Annotated in this window: 13 protein-coding genes; 8 read left to right on the top strand and 5 right to left on the bottom strand. The window is 52.1% G+C overall.

What is annotated here, in order from left to right; genetic code table 11:
* Positions 1–54: 54 nt before the first annotated feature.
* The 3 genes from KXJ70_RS08035 to KXJ70_RS08025 all read right to left on the bottom strand — a co-directional run bounded on the left by KXJ70_RS08035 (position 55) and on the right by KXJ70_RS08025 (position 4,697).
* Positions 55–654, bottom strand: a complete 600-nt coding sequence (locus KXJ70_RS08035; RefSeq protein WP_219042892.1) for an SPOR domain-containing protein — start codon at positions 652–654, stop codon at positions 55–57.
* A 3-nt stretch (positions 655–657) separates the two neighbouring features.
* Entirely contained in the window at positions 658–2,412 is a 1,755-nt protein-coding gene (gene argS, locus KXJ70_RS08030) for an arginine--tRNA ligase (protein WP_219042891.1), read from the bottom strand.
* Between the two features lie 101 nt (positions 2,413–2,513).
* On the bottom strand, positions 2,514–4,697 hold the full coding sequence (locus tag KXJ70_RS08025) for a primosomal protein N' (RefSeq protein ID WP_219042890.1): 2,184 nt from the start codon (positions 4,695–4,697) through the stop codon (positions 2,514–2,516).
* Positions 4,698–4,910: 213 nt separating this feature from the next.
* Here KXJ70_RS08025 and rpmE point away from each other — a divergent pair, with 213 nt between their 5' ends.
* Positions 4,911–5,129, top strand: coding sequence for a 50S ribosomal protein L31 (rpmE, locus tag KXJ70_RS08020; RefSeq protein WP_219042889.1), 219 nt, complete (start codon positions 4,911–4,913; stop codon positions 5,127–5,129).
* 344 nt (positions 5,130–5,473) lie between these two features.
* Positions 5,474–6,721: a malic enzyme-like NAD(P)-binding protein gene (locus KXJ70_RS08015; RefSeq protein ID WP_219042888.1), complete on the top strand. Its 1,248-nt coding sequence runs from the start codon at positions 5,474–5,476 to the stop codon at positions 6,719–6,721.
* Between the two features lie 73 nt (positions 6,722–6,794).
* On the opposite strand, the gene KXJ70_RS08010 is transcribed toward KXJ70_RS08015, so the two are convergent.
* Complete coding sequence (locus KXJ70_RS08010; RefSeq protein WP_219042887.1) at positions 6,795–7,703, bottom strand: LysR family transcriptional regulator; 909 nt, start codon at positions 7,701–7,703, stop codon at positions 6,795–6,797.
* 113 nt (positions 7,704–7,816) lie between these two features.
* Here KXJ70_RS08010 and KXJ70_RS08005 point away from each other — a divergent pair, with 113 nt between their 5' ends.
* From KXJ70_RS08005 to KXJ70_RS07985, 5 genes are all read left to right on the top strand, one after another.
* Positions 7,817–9,037, top strand: a complete 1,221-nt coding sequence (locus KXJ70_RS08005) for an acyl-CoA dehydrogenase family protein (RefSeq protein ID WP_219042886.1) — start codon at positions 7,817–7,819, stop codon at positions 9,035–9,037.
* A gap of 30 nt (positions 9,038–9,067) precedes the next feature.
* Positions 9,068–9,883: an SDR family oxidoreductase gene (locus KXJ70_RS08000; protein WP_219042885.1), complete on the top strand. Its 816-nt coding sequence runs from the start codon at positions 9,068–9,070 to the stop codon at positions 9,881–9,883.
* Positions 9,884–9,890: 7 nt separating this feature from the next.
* On the top strand, positions 9,891–10,961 hold the full coding sequence (locus tag KXJ70_RS07995) for a phosphotransferase family protein (protein WP_219042884.1): 1,071 nt from the start codon (positions 9,891–9,893) through the stop codon (positions 10,959–10,961).
* Positions 10,961–11,662, top strand: a complete 702-nt coding sequence (locus KXJ70_RS07990) for a histidine phosphatase family protein (RefSeq protein WP_219042883.1) — start codon at positions 10,961–10,963, stop codon at positions 11,660–11,662. The genes KXJ70_RS07995 and KXJ70_RS07990 overlap by 1 nt, the downstream gene beginning before the upstream one ends.
* A gap of 70 nt (positions 11,663–11,732) precedes the next feature.
* Complete coding sequence (locus tag KXJ70_RS07985) at positions 11,733–12,491, top strand: SDR family oxidoreductase (protein WP_255558223.1); 759 nt, start codon at positions 11,733–11,735, stop codon at positions 12,489–12,491.
* A 92-nt stretch (positions 12,492–12,583) separates the two neighbouring features.
* Here the strand turns inward: KXJ70_RS07985 and ettA are convergent, their stop codons facing one another.
* Positions 12,584–14,245 carry an energy-dependent translational throttle protein EttA gene (gene ettA / locus KXJ70_RS07980; protein WP_219042882.1) on the bottom strand — a complete coding sequence of 554 codons (1,662 nt, stop codon included), beginning with the start codon at positions 14,243–14,245 and terminating at the stop codon, positions 12,584–12,586.
* 223 nt (positions 14,246–14,468) lie between these two features.
* On the opposite strand from ettA, the gene glyA reads away from it, so the two are divergent.
* The gene (gene glyA / locus KXJ70_RS07975) at positions 14,469–15,731 is read left to right on the top strand and encodes a serine hydroxymethyltransferase (RefSeq protein ID WP_219042881.1); all 1,263 of its coding nucleotides are present in this window, start codon (positions 14,469–14,471) and stop codon (positions 15,729–15,731) included.
* Position 15,732 lies beyond the last annotated feature (1 nt).

Here is a 15,732-nt window from a genome sequence, read left to right as displayed (position 1 = left end):
ATGTGGGGGCGCCCTTGATGATTTCAAGGGCGAGCTGGGCGGTTTTGGGTCGCGCTATTTCTTTTGGCGGATAACTAGAGTGTCGATACTTTCATTAATTAACTTGCTGCGAGCATCGGTAAGTGTGTTGTGAGACTGGAAGGGGCCAACGTAAACGCGATGCCAGCGGTCGCCATTGGCTTCCACGGATTCGACTTTAGCGTCTAGGCCCAAAAGTAGTATCTGCGCTCTGCGGCGATCGGCGTCGGCGCCTTGCCTGAATGAGCCCGCTTGCAAAATATAGCGCTCGTCACTGATATCTTGTTTCACTGCCGGTGGTTTGTCAGCGGTTTTGATGGCTGTTGCGGGTTTGGCGGCCGGACGTTGCTCGTCGGTTACGATAACTTCGCGCTCAGGCAGTACGGTAAAGAAATCAAACTTGGTGTTGGTGGTGACATCTTTGCGGTCTTGCTGGGCTTTTTCTTTTGCTGCGGCGGCCTTGGTTTCTGCCAACTTCGCTTCGCGCTCGGGATGCTTGCTGATGACGGTAGAGTAAACCAGTACCGAACATATGATACCGGCGATAAAGCCAGTGCCCAGCAATGCCGATGCCGGAAGTCCTTGCCGCTCGGGGCTGCGAGTTGCGCCGCGAGTTGTTTTCTTTTGTGTTGCCATGCCTTACATTTCCTCTGGGGCGGATACCCCCAGCAGTGTCAATCCGTTATTTAATACCTGCTGTACTGCGCAGGCTAAGGTAATACGAGCGTCGCGTACTGAAGCTTCCTCGCCCAGCATTTTATGAGCGTTGTAATAGGTGTGAAAGTCACCCGCCAACTCTCGTAAATAGTGCGCGAGCGCATGGGGTTCAAACTGTTCGGCCGCGTTGCTAAGTATTTCTGGGTAACGGGATAATTTAACCAGCAAATCCTTTTCAACTTCGTGACTCAGCTCTGATAAATGGGTGAGACCTGATTCCGCGTTCCAGGTTTCGCCCTGCTCGGCAAGCTTGCGCAAAATACTGGCAACCCGAGCGTGAGCATACTGAATGTAGTAGACCGGATTGTCTTTGCTCTCTGATTTAGCAAGCTCCAGGTCAAAATCTGTTGCCTGATCGGCCTTGCGCATAATATAGAAAAATCGCGCCGCGTCGTTGCCCACGTCGTCACGCAATTCCCGCAGGGTAACGAAAGAGCCGGAACGGGTCGACATTTGCACTTGTTGGTCGCCGCGATATAGCGACACGAACTGCACGAGTCGGACTACGAGTTTATCTGGGTCGATATCGAGTGCCTGCAGGGCTGCCTTCACGCGGGCAATATAGCCGTGGTGGTCGGCACCCCAAATATTTACCACGGTGTCGAAGCCGCGCTCAAATTTATTGAGATGGTAGGCGATATCAGACGCGAAATACGTGGTTTGACCGTTGTCGCGTTTTACCACGCGGTCCTTGTCATCGCCAAAGCGAGTGGACATAAACCACAGTGCGCCGTTGCGCTCTTCGATAAAACCGTTGTCTTGCAGTTTGCGAATGGCGCGATCAACCTGGTCGGGGTCTTGGGTTAGGCTGCGCTCAGAGAACCACTCTTGGTACTCAATGCCGAACTCAGCAAGGTCAGTGCGGATGTCGCCAAGAATCGCATTGAGGCCCTTATTAAAGGTGATGTCGTAATTGTCACCCAGTAGCGCTTTGGCGCGATTGATCAAATCGTCAATGTGCTTTTCTTTGTCACCCTCTGGTGCGTCAGCACGGACACTCGCGAATACATCGCTGGCGCTGTGGTGCAAAATCTTGCCGTGCTCAGCTAATAATTCGCGACCGTAGTCGGCAATATAGTCGCCTTGATAGCCGTTGCTTGGAAACGTGAGTTCTTCGCCGCAGGCTTGTAAGTAGCGCAGCCACACGCTGGTGCCGAGGATATCCATTTGGCGACCGGCGTCGTTGACATAGTATTCGCGACATACCTTATAACCAATGGCTTCCAGCATATTGGCAACACTTGCGCCGTAGGCTGCGCCACGGCCGTGGCCGACGTGAAGTGGGCCAGTCGGGTTGGCCGAGACAAATTCAACCTGAACTGATTTTTCGCGACTCGCTTGGCGACCAAAGTGACTACCCTGCGCGAAGATGTCGTGCAGCACCTGGAAGTTGCTCTCTTCATTGACGAAGAAATTAATAAAACCCGGGCCGGCAATCTCGACTTTAACGATGTCGCTGGTGGTGGGCAGCGCGTCAACGATTTGCTGGGCAATCGCGCGGGGGTTTGACTTAAGTGGTTTTGCCAAAGTCATGGCAATATTGCTGGCAAAGTCGCCGTGCGCCTTATCTCGTGTGTGTTCGACCTGAATATTTACCGCAAGCTCGTCTGGCCAAGATTGGGCGCTGCGCAAGGTTTGCAGTGCCTGCTGTATATGTTGGGCGACTTTCTCTTTCATGGCGGGGCAAAAACTCTTTGGTCGAAACAAGGCCGCGTATTATCACTGTTTACGCGGCACGCTGCCAGTGCTGGAGGCATTTGCTGTGGTCTGATTAGTACCTAAAAAAGGTCGATAGGGTCTACGTCCACCGACCAGCGCAGATTCTGTGGCTTGTTGAGCTGGTCGCCGATATGACAGGCCGTGTGCAGCTGAGTATGCAGTAGGCTGCGGCGTTCGGCCTGTAAAATAAGGGCCGCCCGAAAACGTCCCGCCTTGCGTGTCATTGGCGCAGGCAGTGGGCCGACAATGCTCCACTGGGTATCGCCAAGTGGCAGCGCCGCTTTGATTTGTTCGAGAAAGTCTTCTGCGCCTTGCAGCGACGTCGCATCTGCGCGAATAACAGCGCTGAAGCTGATCGGCGGCAGTGAAAAAAGTCGGCGCTCGGCGAGTAATTGTTGGGCAAAAGGCTGGTAGCCGCTGTTGACCAGTGCTTGCAGCGCCGGATGGTCGGGGCAGTGGGTTTGAATATATACCGTGCCGGGCTTGTCGGCTCGTCCGGCGCGGCCGGCGACTTGAATCAAGAGCTGACCGCTGCGCTCTGGGCCTCTGAAGTCGGCACTGAATAAGCCGCCATCGATATCGACAATGCCCACCAGTGTGACATCGGGAAAGTGATGGCCCTTGGCCAGCATCTGGGTGCCAACCAAAATGCAGGGTTCGCCGGTGCGGATATCGTTCACCAGCGATTGCATGCTGCCTTTTGCGGAGGTCGTGTCGCGGTCAATTCGATAAATCGGCACGTCTGGGAAGTGTCGTCTTAGGCTTAACTCCAGGCGCTCGGTGCCTGGGCCTTGGTATATAAGTTGGTGATTGTGGCACTGAGGGCAGATGGTCGGCAGTGGCTCGCTGGCGTCGCAGTGGTGGCAGCGCAGTTCACGGCGGCCAAAGTGCACTGTCATTTTGGCGTCGCAGGCTTGGCAGTTTGCCAGCCAGCCGCAACTATGACACTGCAGCTGGGGTGAGAATCCTCGCCTATTTAAAAACACTAAAGCCTGATTGCCAGCATTTACTGTGCGAGTGGTGGCGTCGAGCAGTGATTTGCTCAGGCCGTCGTCAAGGGGTTCGTTGCGAATATCTAATAGGCGAATGGAAGGTGCGCTGGCGCCGCCGGCCCGCTCACGTAATTCCAGCAGCCGGTAACGACTTTGGGCAATATTGTGCAAGCTGTCTAAGCTTGGCGTGGCGCTGCCAAGCACCACTGGGCAGTGGTGGTCTGATCCGCGTTTCACCGCGATGTCTCTCGCGGAATAACGCCAGCCATCTTGTTGTTTGTAAGAGGCGTCGTGCTCTTCGTCAACAATGATTAGGCCCAATTTGTTAAATGGCGTGAATACCGCTGATCGGGTGCCGAGCACAATTTTATGCTCGTCAGACTGTATCTTTTGCCAGTTATGCAGGCGTTCGCCGTCGCTTAGTCCAGAGTGCAAGGTGCTGACATTGGCCGGAAAGCGTTGTTCAAAGCGCTGCAGTGTTTGCGGTGTTAGGCCAATTTCTGGAATCAGCACTAACACTTGTTCACCCCGCGCAAGGCAGCTTTCAATAGCGCGAAGATACACTTCGGTTTTACCGCTACCGGTTACCCCGTCTAGTAAAAAGCGTTCGAAGCGGCCTAGCGTCGCCGTTATTGCATCTACTGCGGCCTCTTGCCCGCGATTCAATGTCGGTTTTTCGGCCTGTAGGTGAGCGGTGTTGGCACTGGGAGCGTCCGCCTTGCAGAGGTAGCCGCCATCTATTAAGGGGTTGAGAATGTTGTTGCTATAGCCTAAGTCTTTAATTTGGCGGCGCGACAACTGCCCGGATTGCTGGACAATGGCAAGTAGGCTGTGCTGTTTGTGAGCGCGTGTCGACAAGGGCGGTAGCGTGTGAATTTGATCGCTGCACTGCCAATATTGCGCGGGCCTTTCCTTGGCTTGTTCGGCTTTGCGCAATGTGACAGGAAGCATTTGTTGGATGCAGTCGCCGATGGGGTGGTGGTAGTACTCCGCCCCCCAGCATCCTAACTCAACCAGGTCCGGTGGCAGTGTTGGTCGCGTGTCGAGCACCTTGAGCACGGCTTTCATTTTGTGGCTGGGGATGTCGTTGCTGACGTTGGTGGCAATAATAACTCCTACCAAGCGTCTGGGGCCGAATGGAATGGTCACCCGCATTCCGATCTCGGGGTCTAGCTGTAATGTGTCCGGCCACAGGTAGTCAAAACCTCGGCGCAGGGGGCAGGGGACGGCGATAGTGACAAGTTTCGACATGAAAAAGCGGTTTCGCTACAACAAAGAGCCACAGTGTATAAGAAATAGTGCGGCGGTAAGAGTCTCGTTTTTAGCCCACGGCGCGCCTTGCTTGCTTCTTGAACAATTTCTGTTAATATTCGCCGCCTGAATTTCAAGCTATTTTTTAAGCTTGTCAGCCCTGCGCGGTGCCCGGCAAAAGATCGGGTGGCGGCGACCAATGAGGAAAGACCCATGAAAGCAGATATCCATCCGAATTATGTTGCTATCAACGTAACGTGCAGCTGTGGTAACGCCTTTGAAACGCGTTCTACCTTAGGCCAAGCGCTTCACGTTGACGTATGTGCAGCGTGTCACCCGTTCTATACCGGTAAGCAGAAAATGCTTGATACTGGCGGCCGTGTTGATAAGTTCCGCAAGCGTTTCGGCAGCCGTGGTACCACTAAAGCGTAATATCGCAGCAGTGCTTGGTGGTCTGCGAGTGCAGCCACACTAAGAAAGTGCCTGGTTAAAAAATTGACCGGGCATTTTTGTTTACAGCGTTTGTGTTTGAATATGTAAGTCAGATGTCGCGGTAGCGACTGGTACATTTCGCGCGAGCTTATCGCTAGTGCAAATCACGATGATGTATCCGCTGCCAGCTTTGGGTAAGTAGGTAGTCGGGTGTTGTCGACGAACACATAAATCTTCTTGTCTCGCGGCAGTGCGGCGTTGTCATACAAAGTTATTGTTTGAGCGAATACTTTTACAAATGCGTTTTCATCTTTTGTGAAAAGGCTAAAATCGGGAAATAAAGAATGTCCAAAGATGTGAAGCAAGCGGCTCTGGATTACCACTCTCTCCCCACGCCGGGCAAAATCGGCATCATGTTGACCAAGCCCGCTGAAACTCAGTATGACTTGTCGCTGGCCTACAGCCCCGGCGTCGCAGAGCCAGTGCGTGAAATCGCCAAAGACCCACTCAACGCCTACAAGTACACCAGCAAGGGGAATCTCGTTGCGGTGATTTCAAATGGCACAGCAATTTTGGGGCTAGGTGATCTAGGTCCGCTGGCCAGCAAACCTGTAATGGAAGGCAAGGCGCTATTATTTAAGCGTTTCGCTGATATTGATTCGATTGATATCGAAGTGGATGCGGAAGATAGTCAAGCGTTCATCGATACCGTTAAACGCATCTCCATCACTTTTGGTGGTATTAATTTAGAAGATATCAAAGCGCCAGAGTGTTTCGAGATCGAGCGCGTATTAAAAGAGATCTGCCCGATACCGGTGTTTCATGATGATCAGCACGGCACCGCTATTGTGACAGCAGCGGGCATGCTGAACGCGTTAGAGATTCAGGGCAAGAAGATTGAAACCGCAAAAATAGTTTGCTTAGGTGCGGGGTCCGCCGCCATTGCCTGTATGAAATTGCTGGTGAGTTTAGGTGCGCAATATAAAAATATTTTTATGATCGATCGCCGCGGTGTAATTTACCCTGGGCGCGCGGGTTTAAACCAATATAAAGAAGAATTCCAGAACGATACCGATGCGCGCACGCTGAGTGATGCCATTAAAGATGCAGACGTATTTGTCGGCTTGTCAGGCGCAGATTTATTGAGCGCAGAGATGCTGCTTTCAATGGCGCCTAAGCCAATCGTATTTGCCTGCTCTAATCCAGATCCGGAAATTCAGCCTGAACTGGCGTTGTCGGTACGTGACGATTTAATCATGGCGACGGGGCGTTCGGATTACCCCAACCAGGTAAACAATGTATTGGGCTTCCCCTTTATTTTCCGTGGTGCTTTGGACGTGCGTTCAACGGCGATCAACGAGGAGATGAAGATTGCCGCGGTCCACGCTATTCGCGAGCTGGCAAAAGAAGATGTACCGCAGGTGGTTATAGATGCCTGTGGTGTGGGGGAGCTTTCGTTTGGCCCCAACTACATTATTCCCAAGCCAGTTGATCGCCGTTTATTAGGCAAAGTGTCTGCCGCGGTTGCACAGGCAGCCGTTGATAGCGGTGTCGCTCAGTTGCCTTACCCTGAGCATTATCCTTTGAGTTAAACGTTTCGTTTAATTCTAGAAGCCGTCTCGCTTTATTGCAGGCGGCTTTTTTTATGGTTTGAGTTTAGGGCTTTTAATTTGTTTTTGGCGTCGCGTTTTGGGCAATAATGTCTTGGATGCGGCCTCGCAGCCACTCATGGGCGGTGTCGTTACTGGCGCTGCGATGCCAGTACATCATCATTTCTAATGCAGGCATTTTGAGTGGTAGCGTCGCAGTGTGCAGCGCTAAAAACTGTTGGAAACGCTGGGCTAAATGCAGTGGTAAAGTGAGAAATAAATCTGAGGTGGCGACAATATGGCTTGCCGAGTAGTAGCTCTGCCCTCGTAAAATAATATGCCGGTTCAAGCCTTTGCGATTGAGAGTGGCATCTTCTAATACAACACCACGACTGCGGCCAGACACGGTAATGTGACCTGCATTTAGATATTGTTTCAAGCTGAGGGTTTGCCCGCTTAAGGGGTGGTCCTGGCGCATAAGTACGCATAAATTATCTTTGAATAAAAATTGCTGCTGGATACTGTTATCGACGGGCTGTGGAATATCCACCGCCATAGACACTTCGCCGCTGATTAATTGGCGACTGAGCTGATCGCGGATCAGGCGCTGGCTTTGCAATTTAATACCGGGCGCATGCCTCTGTAATTGGGTAATTAAATCTGGCAGCGCGACAAATTCTATGGGGTCGCCCATGCAGATAGTGAACTGACGTTTTGATGTGCTGGGATCAAATTCCTGACCTTTGTGCAGGCTTTCCTGCAGAGTTATTAGCGAGTTAGCGATATCACTGGCGATGCTGTCGGCAAGCGGCGTTGGCGCAATGCGGCGACCGCGGCGCACAAATAACGGGTCGTCAAAGTGCTCTCGCAGTCTGGCAAGGGCGTTGCTCACTGCGGGCTGCGTAATGTGAAGGTCTTTTGCGGCCTCGGTTAGGGAGTTGGCGCGGTATACCGCGTCAAAGACTTTAAATAAGTTTAAATCCATAGCACTCACCCACCAATACATTCACTGTAGTGATTATATGTCATTTATAAAATAAATTAGACTGATGTGTTGGTGGGGTCTATCTTTAATCGGATAACCACAGGAGAGTATTCATGGACTTTAGTCACAGCCCCCGTTGCCAAGAACTCATTGATCGTGTGCGCGCTTTTATAAAAGATCGCATCGCGCCGGTAGAGGCAGATTTAATGCCTGACATATTGGCGGGTAATAGTGGTGGCGACTGGACCCGGTGGCGGGTGGATCCAAGAATCGAAACCCTCAAAAAAGAAGCCAAAGAGCAGGGTTTATGGAACCTGTTTTTGCCCGACGAAGAGCGCGGTGCGGGTTTGTCGACCCTCGAGTACGCGCCCTTAGCGGAAGAAATGGGCCGCTCCCATCTCGCGCCACAAGTGTTTAACTGCAACGCGCCAGACACCGGCAATATGGAAGTGTTGTGGAAGTATGGCAGCGAAGAGCAAAAGCAGCGCTGGTTAGAACCACTGCTAGAGGGCGAAATTCGCTCGGTATTTTTTATGACCGAGCCGGACGTGGCGTCCTCTGACGCGACGAATATGGAAGCGACCATCATAGAAGATGGTGACGATCTGATCCTAAATGGTAAAAAATGGTGGTCTAGTGGCGCAGGTGACCCGCGCTGCGAAATCGGCATTTTCATGGGCGTCAGTAATCCCGATGCTGCCCGACATAGTCGGCATTCCATGGTCTTGGTAGAGATGAATACCCCGGGCGTCACCATCAAACGCATGCTGCCGGTATTCAACCACTACGATGCACCAGAGGGGCATGGTGAAGTGTGGTTCGAGAATGTGCGGGTGCCAAAGACGAATTTAGTGTTGGGTATGGGTCGCGGTTTTGAGATTGCACAGGGTCGCTTGGGCCCCGGTCGTATTCATCATTGCATGCGCGCCTTGGGCGCGGCGGAAAAAGCGCTAGAATTAATGATTAAGCGCGGCACCACTCGTATTGCCTTTGGAAAACCGCTTATCAAGCTTGGCGGTAATCAGGAGCGGGTAGCCAATCTTCGCATCGCTATCGATCAGGCGCGTCTGCTCACGCTCTACGCTGCTTGGAAGATTGACTCGGTGGGGGCGCTGGCTGCACTAACTGAAATATCCGCGATTAAAGTGATTGCGCCCAATGTATTGCAAGATGTGGTTGACGCTGCCATCCAAATTCATGGCGGTGCCGGCGTATCTAACGACACACCGCTGGCGAATATGTATGCGATGGCGCGGGTGTTGCGTTTAGCTGACGGCCCGGATGAAGTGCATCGCGGCTTAATTGCTCGAATGGAATTGGCAAAATATAAATAAGAAATTAAATGTTGCGGGAGAAAATGGGCAATGGGATCTAAACGCGTTTTTATCACTGGTGGTGCCTCCGGCTTGGGGCGAGCTTTAGCCAACCGCTTTGCGGATGCGGGTTATTCAGTTTGCATTGGTGACGTTGACGATGGGCGCGGCGCGGAAGCGCTCGCGGAGTTGAAGGCCAAAGGTCAGGCGCACTATGTTAATTGTGATGTAACAAAGGAGCACGCCCTGCAAAGTGCGGCCGATTGGCTGCTGAGTAACTGGGGTGGTGTGGACATTGTGATTAACAATGCGGGCGTGGCATCTGCAGGTGGCATTGCCGAATTCTCCATGGATGACTGGGAGTGGATTGTAAATATCAACCTGCTCGGTGTCGTGCGCGGTTGCAAGGTGTTCACGCGTTTAATGCGCGAGCAGGGTAGCGGACATATTGTGAATATCGCCTCCTTGGCGGGCTTAATATATCCACCCAAAATGGCCTCGTATTGCGCAACTAAAGCCGCGGTAGTGGCCTTGTCTGAAACCATGTCCTTAGAGCTGGATGCCGACAATATAAATGTATCGGTGGTGTGCCCCAGTTTCTTTAGAACAAATCTTGCCGAGTCAGTGCGGGCCTCTGACGCAGATAGCCAAGCTGCGACTCAGCGCTTGGTCAATAAGGCGAAGCTCGGTGCAGATGAAATTGCAGGGCGGGTCTTTAATTCAATTGAAAAGGGCGAGTTTTACATTCTTCCTCATCCTGAGGGGCGTTCGATCTGGCGTTTAAAGCGCTGGCTGCCGTTTAAGCGCTATCGCGCCATGATGTTGAAGCAAACAGCGCGGATGATGACGAATAAACGCAAGGGTTAAGTTGCTAATGGAAAACAAGTCGGTCATCGATGTAGCGGGAACGGTGCGAAGTGGGGAGGAGTTAGATATTGCCGCGGTAGATGCCTGGTTAAAGCCACGCATCGCAGATTTGAGTGGTGAGCCTATTGTTACGCAATACAGCGGTGGCGCATCTAATTGGACCTATCGCTTGCAATACCAAAGTCACGATCTAATTTTGCGCCGTCCACCCAAGGGCACCAAGGCAAAATCGGCTCACGATATGGGGCGCGAATATAAGGTACAAGCGGCCTTGGCTCCGCTATTTCCTTTTGTGCCCGAGATGCTGGCGTTTTGTGATGATCCTGCCGTTATTGATTGCGATTTTTACGTTATGCGTCGCATCGAAGGTCTCATCCCCCGCGCCAATATGCCCAAGGGTTTGGCGCTTTCGGCTGAACAAACCCGCGATTTATGTCTGTCGGTGATTGATAAATTAGTGGCACTGCATCAAGTGGATTATCAATCTGCGGGTCTGGCTTCACTAGGCAAGGGTGACGGTTACTGTGAGCGACAAGTGCGCGGCTGGAGTGGTCGCTATCAAAAATCGAAAACCTGGAATGTACCCAGCTTTAAAAAGGTGATGGCGTGGTTGGCAGATAACACGCCGACCGACGTGCAAACCTGCGTCATTCACAATGATTTTCGTTTTGATAATGTTGTATTGAATCCTGAAAATCCCGCCGAGGTGCTCGGTATTCTCGACTGGGAAATGGCGACCCTTGGCGATCCACTAATGGATTTGGGTAGCGCGCTGGCGTATTGGGTACAGGCCGATGACGATAAAATACTGCGTGCCACACGGCGTCAGCCCACCCATCTACCGGGGATGTTAAGCCGTAAAGAGGTGGTGTCTTACTACTGTGAAAAAATGGGTTTGAATGCGAACAACTGGGCGTTTTACGAGGTGTTTGGTTTGTTTCGTTTAGCCGTCATTATTCAGCAAATCTACTATCGCTATCATCACAAACAAACCAATAACCCCGCATTTAAAAATTTCTGGTTAATTGTGTGGTATCTCGACCGTCGCTGTCGCCGAATTATTCGGGAGCAGCGTTAATGCCGGCCTTGTATTTAATTCGCCACGGTCAAGCCTCATTTGGAGCGGAGGACTACGATCAGCTCTCTGATCTTGGGCAGCGCCAGTCTCGACATTTAGGTGATCATTTTGCTGAGCAAGGCATCATTCCCAGTGCGGTGATTTGCGGTGGCATGAAACGCCATCGTCAAACCGCAGAACAGTGTTTGGCGGCGATGGGCTTGAGCGAAACATTCCAGCAAGGTGGAGAGCATTTCGTATTGGACTCCGATTGGGATGAATACGACCATCTGCAAATACTAGAGGCCTACACGTCGCTGCCTGGGGTTGGTGAGAAAATGGTCCAAGATATGGCTGGCGAGAACCCTAAAGTTGGATTTCAGAACCACTTCTCCCTCGCCATGCAGCGCTGGTGCGAAGGTGAGCACGATCATGAGTATCGTGAAACGTGGTCGGTGTTTTGTGATCGCGTTGAGCGCGGATTGCAGGCTGCAGCGAGTGGGAATGGCAATGTATTTGTATTCACATCCGGCGGGGCTATTTCAGCTGTCAGCCGGAAATTGCTGGCCTTAAATAATGTAAAAGCTTTGTCGTTAAGCTGGACACTAGCGAATGCAGCCTACAGTAAAGTGTTGGCCGGTAAGAGCGGCGTCGTTATGGCGAGTATGAATGAGCACAGCCATATAGACGGTAAGCATCGAGCGCTATTGAGTTATCGATAGGCAGAGGTTTCTGCAAACGCACATTTGTCGGTTTACTCATCACACCTTTTTAGCGGGAATAAATTTTAAAATGGCAAAAAGTATACGTAAAAATATATTAATCACCGGTGCTAGCTCGGGGCTTGGTGAAGGTATGGCGCGGGAGTTCGCCGCCAAGGGGTGTAATCTCGCCTTATGCGCGCGGCGCATGGAGCCGATGGAAACACTGAAGGCCGAGTTAGAGGCGGCTTATCCCAATATAAAGGTATTTATTCGCGAGCTGGATGTCTGCAACTACCCGCAGGTTTTTGACGTATTCAAAGCCTTTAAAGAGGATATGGGGAGTTTGGATCGCGTTATTGTGAATGCCGGAATGGGCAAGGGCGCGTCGCTAGGCAAGGGGTATTTTGAAGCAAATCGGCGCACTGCTGAAACAAACTTTGTCGGCGCACTTGCCCAGTGCGAAGCGGCGATGGAGATTTTTCGGGCGCAAAATAGCGGTCACTTGGTCACCATGTCGTCTATGAGCGCAGTACGGGGAATGCCCCGCGCCATTAATATTTACGCTGCCACCAAGGCGGGGCTGAGAACGCTAACAGAAGGTATTCGCGCCGATTTATTGGGTACACCGATAAAGGCCAGCTGTATATTGCCGGGCTTTATACTTACGGCTATTAATAAAGATTTGAAAAAAGCACCCTTGCGAGTAGATTTGGAAACCGGCTGCAGAGCGTTGGTGAAAGCGATTGAAAGAGAACCGGCTGAGGCCAAAGTACCCGCGTGGCCCTGGGTGCCGGTTGGCTTGGCGATGAAGTTTTTACCGCTGAGGATTGTTGCGAAAATGACGTAGGTATTCAGGGAGACGCTTGATGGGAGACGGTAAACGCAGAGAATAAGCGGCGCGCAAAAAAGCGTCTCCCATCTCCCGTCAAGCATTTAACATCACTTCAACTTCTTATACTTCACCCTCTTCGGCCCCGCATTTTTCCCTTTCCGCGCAACAAAGTCTTCATGGTATTCGCTGTAGTTACCTTCAAAGAACACGATGTCGCTGTCGCCCTCGTAGGCCAGGATATGTGTGGCGATACGGTCGAGGAACCAGCGATCATGCGAGATCACCATGGCGCAACCGGGGAAGTCGAGTAGGGCGTCTTCCAGTGCGCGCAGGGTTTCTACGTCCAAATCGTTTGAGGGTTCATCGAGCAGTAAGACGTTGCCGCCTTCTTTGAGTGTGCAGGCTAAATGTAAGCGGCCCCGTTCACCACCAGACAATTCGCCGACGCGTTTTTGCTGATCGCTACCTTTAAAGTTGAAGCGGCCAATATAGGCGCGCGATGGCACTTCATAGCTGCCAATGCGCAATATGTCGGCGCCTTCAGACACGGCTTCCCAAACGGTTTTTTTATCGTCGAGGCCATCTCGCATCTGTTCAACCGATACCAGCTTAACCGTATCGCCAATATCAATGGTGCCGCTGTCTGGGGTTTCTCGGCCGGTGATCATGCGCAGCAAGGTCGATTTACCTGCACCGTTACCGCCGATAATGCCGACAATGGCGCCCTTGGGTATCGACATGCTCAGGTCGTTGATGAGCAGGCGGTCGCCGTAGCTTTTACTTACTCCATTGACCTCGATGACTTTGTCGCCCAAGCGCGGTCCTGGTGGAATATAAATTTCATTGGTTTCGCTGCGGTTTTGGAATTCCTGCGAATTCATTTCTTCAAAGCGGGCTAAGCGCGCCTTGCTCTTACTTTGGCGCCCCTTGGCGTTGCTGCGCACCCACTCCAGTTCGGTGGCGATGGTCTTTTTGCGAGATGCATCTGCTTTGGCCTCTTGCGCCAGGCGGGCATCCTTGGCTTCTAGCCAGTCAGAATAATTGCCCTCGTAGGGAATGCCGCGACCGCGATCCAGTTCCAGAATCCAGCCGGCGGCGTTGTCGAGGAAATAACGGTCATGGGTTATGGCTACCACTGTGCCGGGGAAGTCACATAAAAAGCGTTCCAGCCAATGTACTGATTCTGCGTCCAAGTGGTTGGTTGGCTCGTCGAGCAATAACATGTCGGGGTTGGAGAGCAACAATTGACACAGCGCAACACGGCGGCGCTCACCACCTGAAAGGGTTGTTACGTCTGCATCCCATGGTGGCAAGCGCAGGGCGTCAGCAGCGACTTCGAGCTTGTGATCAAGGTTGTGGGCGTCGGTGGCTTGAATAATGTCTTCCAGTTGCGCCTGACGTTTTGCCAGGGCATCGAAGTCCGCATCGGGTTCGGCATAGGCCGCATACACTTGGTCGAGTTCGGTCAGTGCATTCTTGGCCTCGGCGACACCTTCTTCGACGTTGCCGCGAACATCTTTGCTCGGGTCTAGCGGTGGCTCCTGTGAAAGGTAGCCGATTTTGGTGCCGGGCTGGGGCCGCGCTTCGCCATTAAATTCGGTATCGAGACCGGCCATGATTTTTAGAAGGGTAGATTTACCAGAGCCGTTTAGGCCGAGTACGCCAATTTTGGCGCCGGGGAAGAACGACAGAGAAATATCGTGCAGAATTTCGCGTTTGGGCGGTACAACCTTGCTCACGCGGTTCATGGTAAAGACGAATTGCGCCATGCTGACTCCTGACAAAGCACTGTGTCGCCGAGGCTCGACGACGATTAAATAGACGGAAAGGTACCGAAAGCTGGGCGGTTCCGCAATGTTTTGTCGAGCCAGTAGCGATGCGGATAAAAATTTATTTTGAGGGCGCGGAGGATGCCATTAAACGGTGCCGAAAGCGCACATTTATTGTACAATGCGCGGCTTTTCAAAGCCTGTGTATACCTCGGGGGTAGTGATGTTTAGCAAAGAGATGACAATTGCCGGTTTCGACGACGAAATCTGGTCTGCGATCCAAGAAGAAGAGGTGCGTCAGGAAGAGCATATCGAGCTGATCGCTTCTGAAAACTACACCAGTCCCGCCGTCATGCAGGCGCAGGGTACGGTTCTGACTAACAAGTACGCTGAAGGTTATCCTGGCAAGCGTTACTACGGTGGTTGTGAATACGTTGATAAGGCTGAAACACTGGCCATTGAACGTGCAAAAAAGCTGTTTGGTGCAGATTACGCCAATGTGCAGCCCCACTCAGGTTCACAGGCCAATGGCGCGGTTTACCAAGCGCTGGTATTGCCGGGTGAGACAGTATTAGGGATGAGTTTGGATGCTGGCGGTCACTTAACCCACGGTGCCAAACCCAATTTCTCAGGTAAAACCTATAACGCGGTTCAGTACGGTTTGAACAACGATACCGGCGAGATCGATTACGCCCAGGTTGAGGCTCTGGCCCTTGAGCACAAGCCAAAAATGATTGTCGCCGGTTTCTCAGCGTACTCAGGTATTGTTGACTGGGCTAGATTCCGTGAAATCGCCGACATGGTTGGCGCTTATCTCATGGTTGATATGGCACACGTGGCCGGCTTGGTTGCAGCGGGTGTCTACCCCAACCCAATGCCCTACGCAGATGTTGTCACCACGACAACTCACAAAACCCTGCGCGGCCCGCGTGGCGGTTTGATCTTGGCTAAGGCCAATGAAGAAATCGAGAAGAAGCTAAATTCGGCGGTATTCCCCGGTGGTCAGGGCGGCCCCTTGATGCACGTGATCGCCGCTAAGGCTGTTAGCTTTAAAGAAGCGATGGCGCCTGAGTATGTGGTCTACCAAAAGCAGGTAGTGAGCAATGCTAAGGCAATGGCTAAGACCTTCATTGAGCGCGGTATTAATATCGTCTCTGGCGGTACTGAAAACCACCTGATGCTAGTTGATCTGATCGGTAAGTCTTACACCGGTAAAGATGCCGATGCGGCGCTGGGTGCGGCCAACATCACCGTGAACAAAAATGCGGTACCAAATGACCCGCGCTCGCCGTTCATCACCAGCGGTTTGCGCGTTGGTACGCCAGCAGTCACCACCCGTGGTTTTAAAGAAGCCGAGTGTATCGAGTTGGCGAATTGGATGTGCGATGTGTTGGAAGCGCTGGAAGCAGGCGATGCCACTGCCAAAATCAACGAAGTGAAAGCGAAAGTGCTGGAAATTTGTAAGCGTTATCCTGTTTACGCTTGAT

Origin of the sequence: Zhongshania aquimaris (genome assembly GCF_019312595.1) — a bacterium.
Classification (GTDB): Bacteria; Pseudomonadota; Gammaproteobacteria; order Pseudomonadales; family Spongiibacteraceae; genus Spongiibacter; species Spongiibacter aquimaris.
This window is presented reverse-complemented; position numbering and strand designations above follow the sequence as displayed.

What these genes read in the sequence shown, in the direction of transcription:
- KXJ70_RS08010 (WP_219042887.1), bottom strand. Translation starts at nt 7,703, where the DNA reads ATGGATTTAAACTTATTTAAAGTCTTTGACGCGGTATACCGCGCCAAC.
- KXJ70_RS07990 (WP_219042883.1), top strand. Translation starts at nt 10,961, where the DNA reads ATGCCGGCCTTGTATTTAATTCGCCACGGTCAAGCCTCATTTGGAGCG.
- ettA (WP_219042882.1), bottom strand. Translation starts at nt 14,245, where the DNA reads ATGGCGCAATTCGTCTTTACCATGAACCGCGTGAGCAAGGTTGTACCG.
- KXJ70_RS08025 (WP_219042890.1), bottom strand. Translation starts at nt 4,697, where the DNA reads ATGTCGAAACTTGTCACTATCGCCGTCCCCTGCCCCCTGCGCCGAGGT.
- KXJ70_RS08005 (WP_219042886.1), top strand. Translation starts at nt 7,817, where the DNA reads ATGGACTTTAGTCACAGCCCCCGTTGCCAAGAACTCATTGATCGTGTG.
- KXJ70_RS08000 (WP_219042885.1), top strand. Translation starts at nt 9,068, where the DNA reads ATGGGATCTAAACGCGTTTTTATCACTGGTGGTGCCTCCGGCTTGGGG.
- glyA (WP_219042881.1), top strand. Translation starts at nt 14,469, where the DNA reads ATGTTTAGCAAAGAGATGACAATTGCCGGTTTCGACGACGAAATCTGG.
- KXJ70_RS08015 (WP_219042888.1), top strand. Translation starts at nt 5,474, where the DNA reads ATGTCCAAAGATGTGAAGCAAGCGGCTCTGGATTACCACTCTCTCCCC.
- KXJ70_RS07985 (WP_255558223.1), top strand. Translation starts at nt 11,733, where the DNA reads ATGGCAAAAAGTATACGTAAAAATATATTAATCACCGGTGCTAGCTCG.
- KXJ70_RS08035 (WP_219042892.1), bottom strand. Translation starts at nt 654, where the DNA reads ATGGCAACACAAAAGAAAACAACTCGCGGCGCAACTCGCAGCCCCGAG.
- rpmE (WP_219042889.1), top strand. Translation starts at nt 4,911, where the DNA reads ATGAAAGCAGATATCCATCCGAATTATGTTGCTATCAACGTAACGTGC.
- argS (WP_219042891.1), bottom strand. Translation starts at nt 2,412, where the DNA reads ATGAAAGAGAAAGTCGCCCAACATATACAGCAGGCACTGCAAACCTTG.
- KXJ70_RS07995 (WP_219042884.1), top strand. Translation starts at nt 9,891, where the DNA reads ATGGAAAACAAGTCGGTCATCGATGTAGCGGGAACGGTGCGAAGTGGG.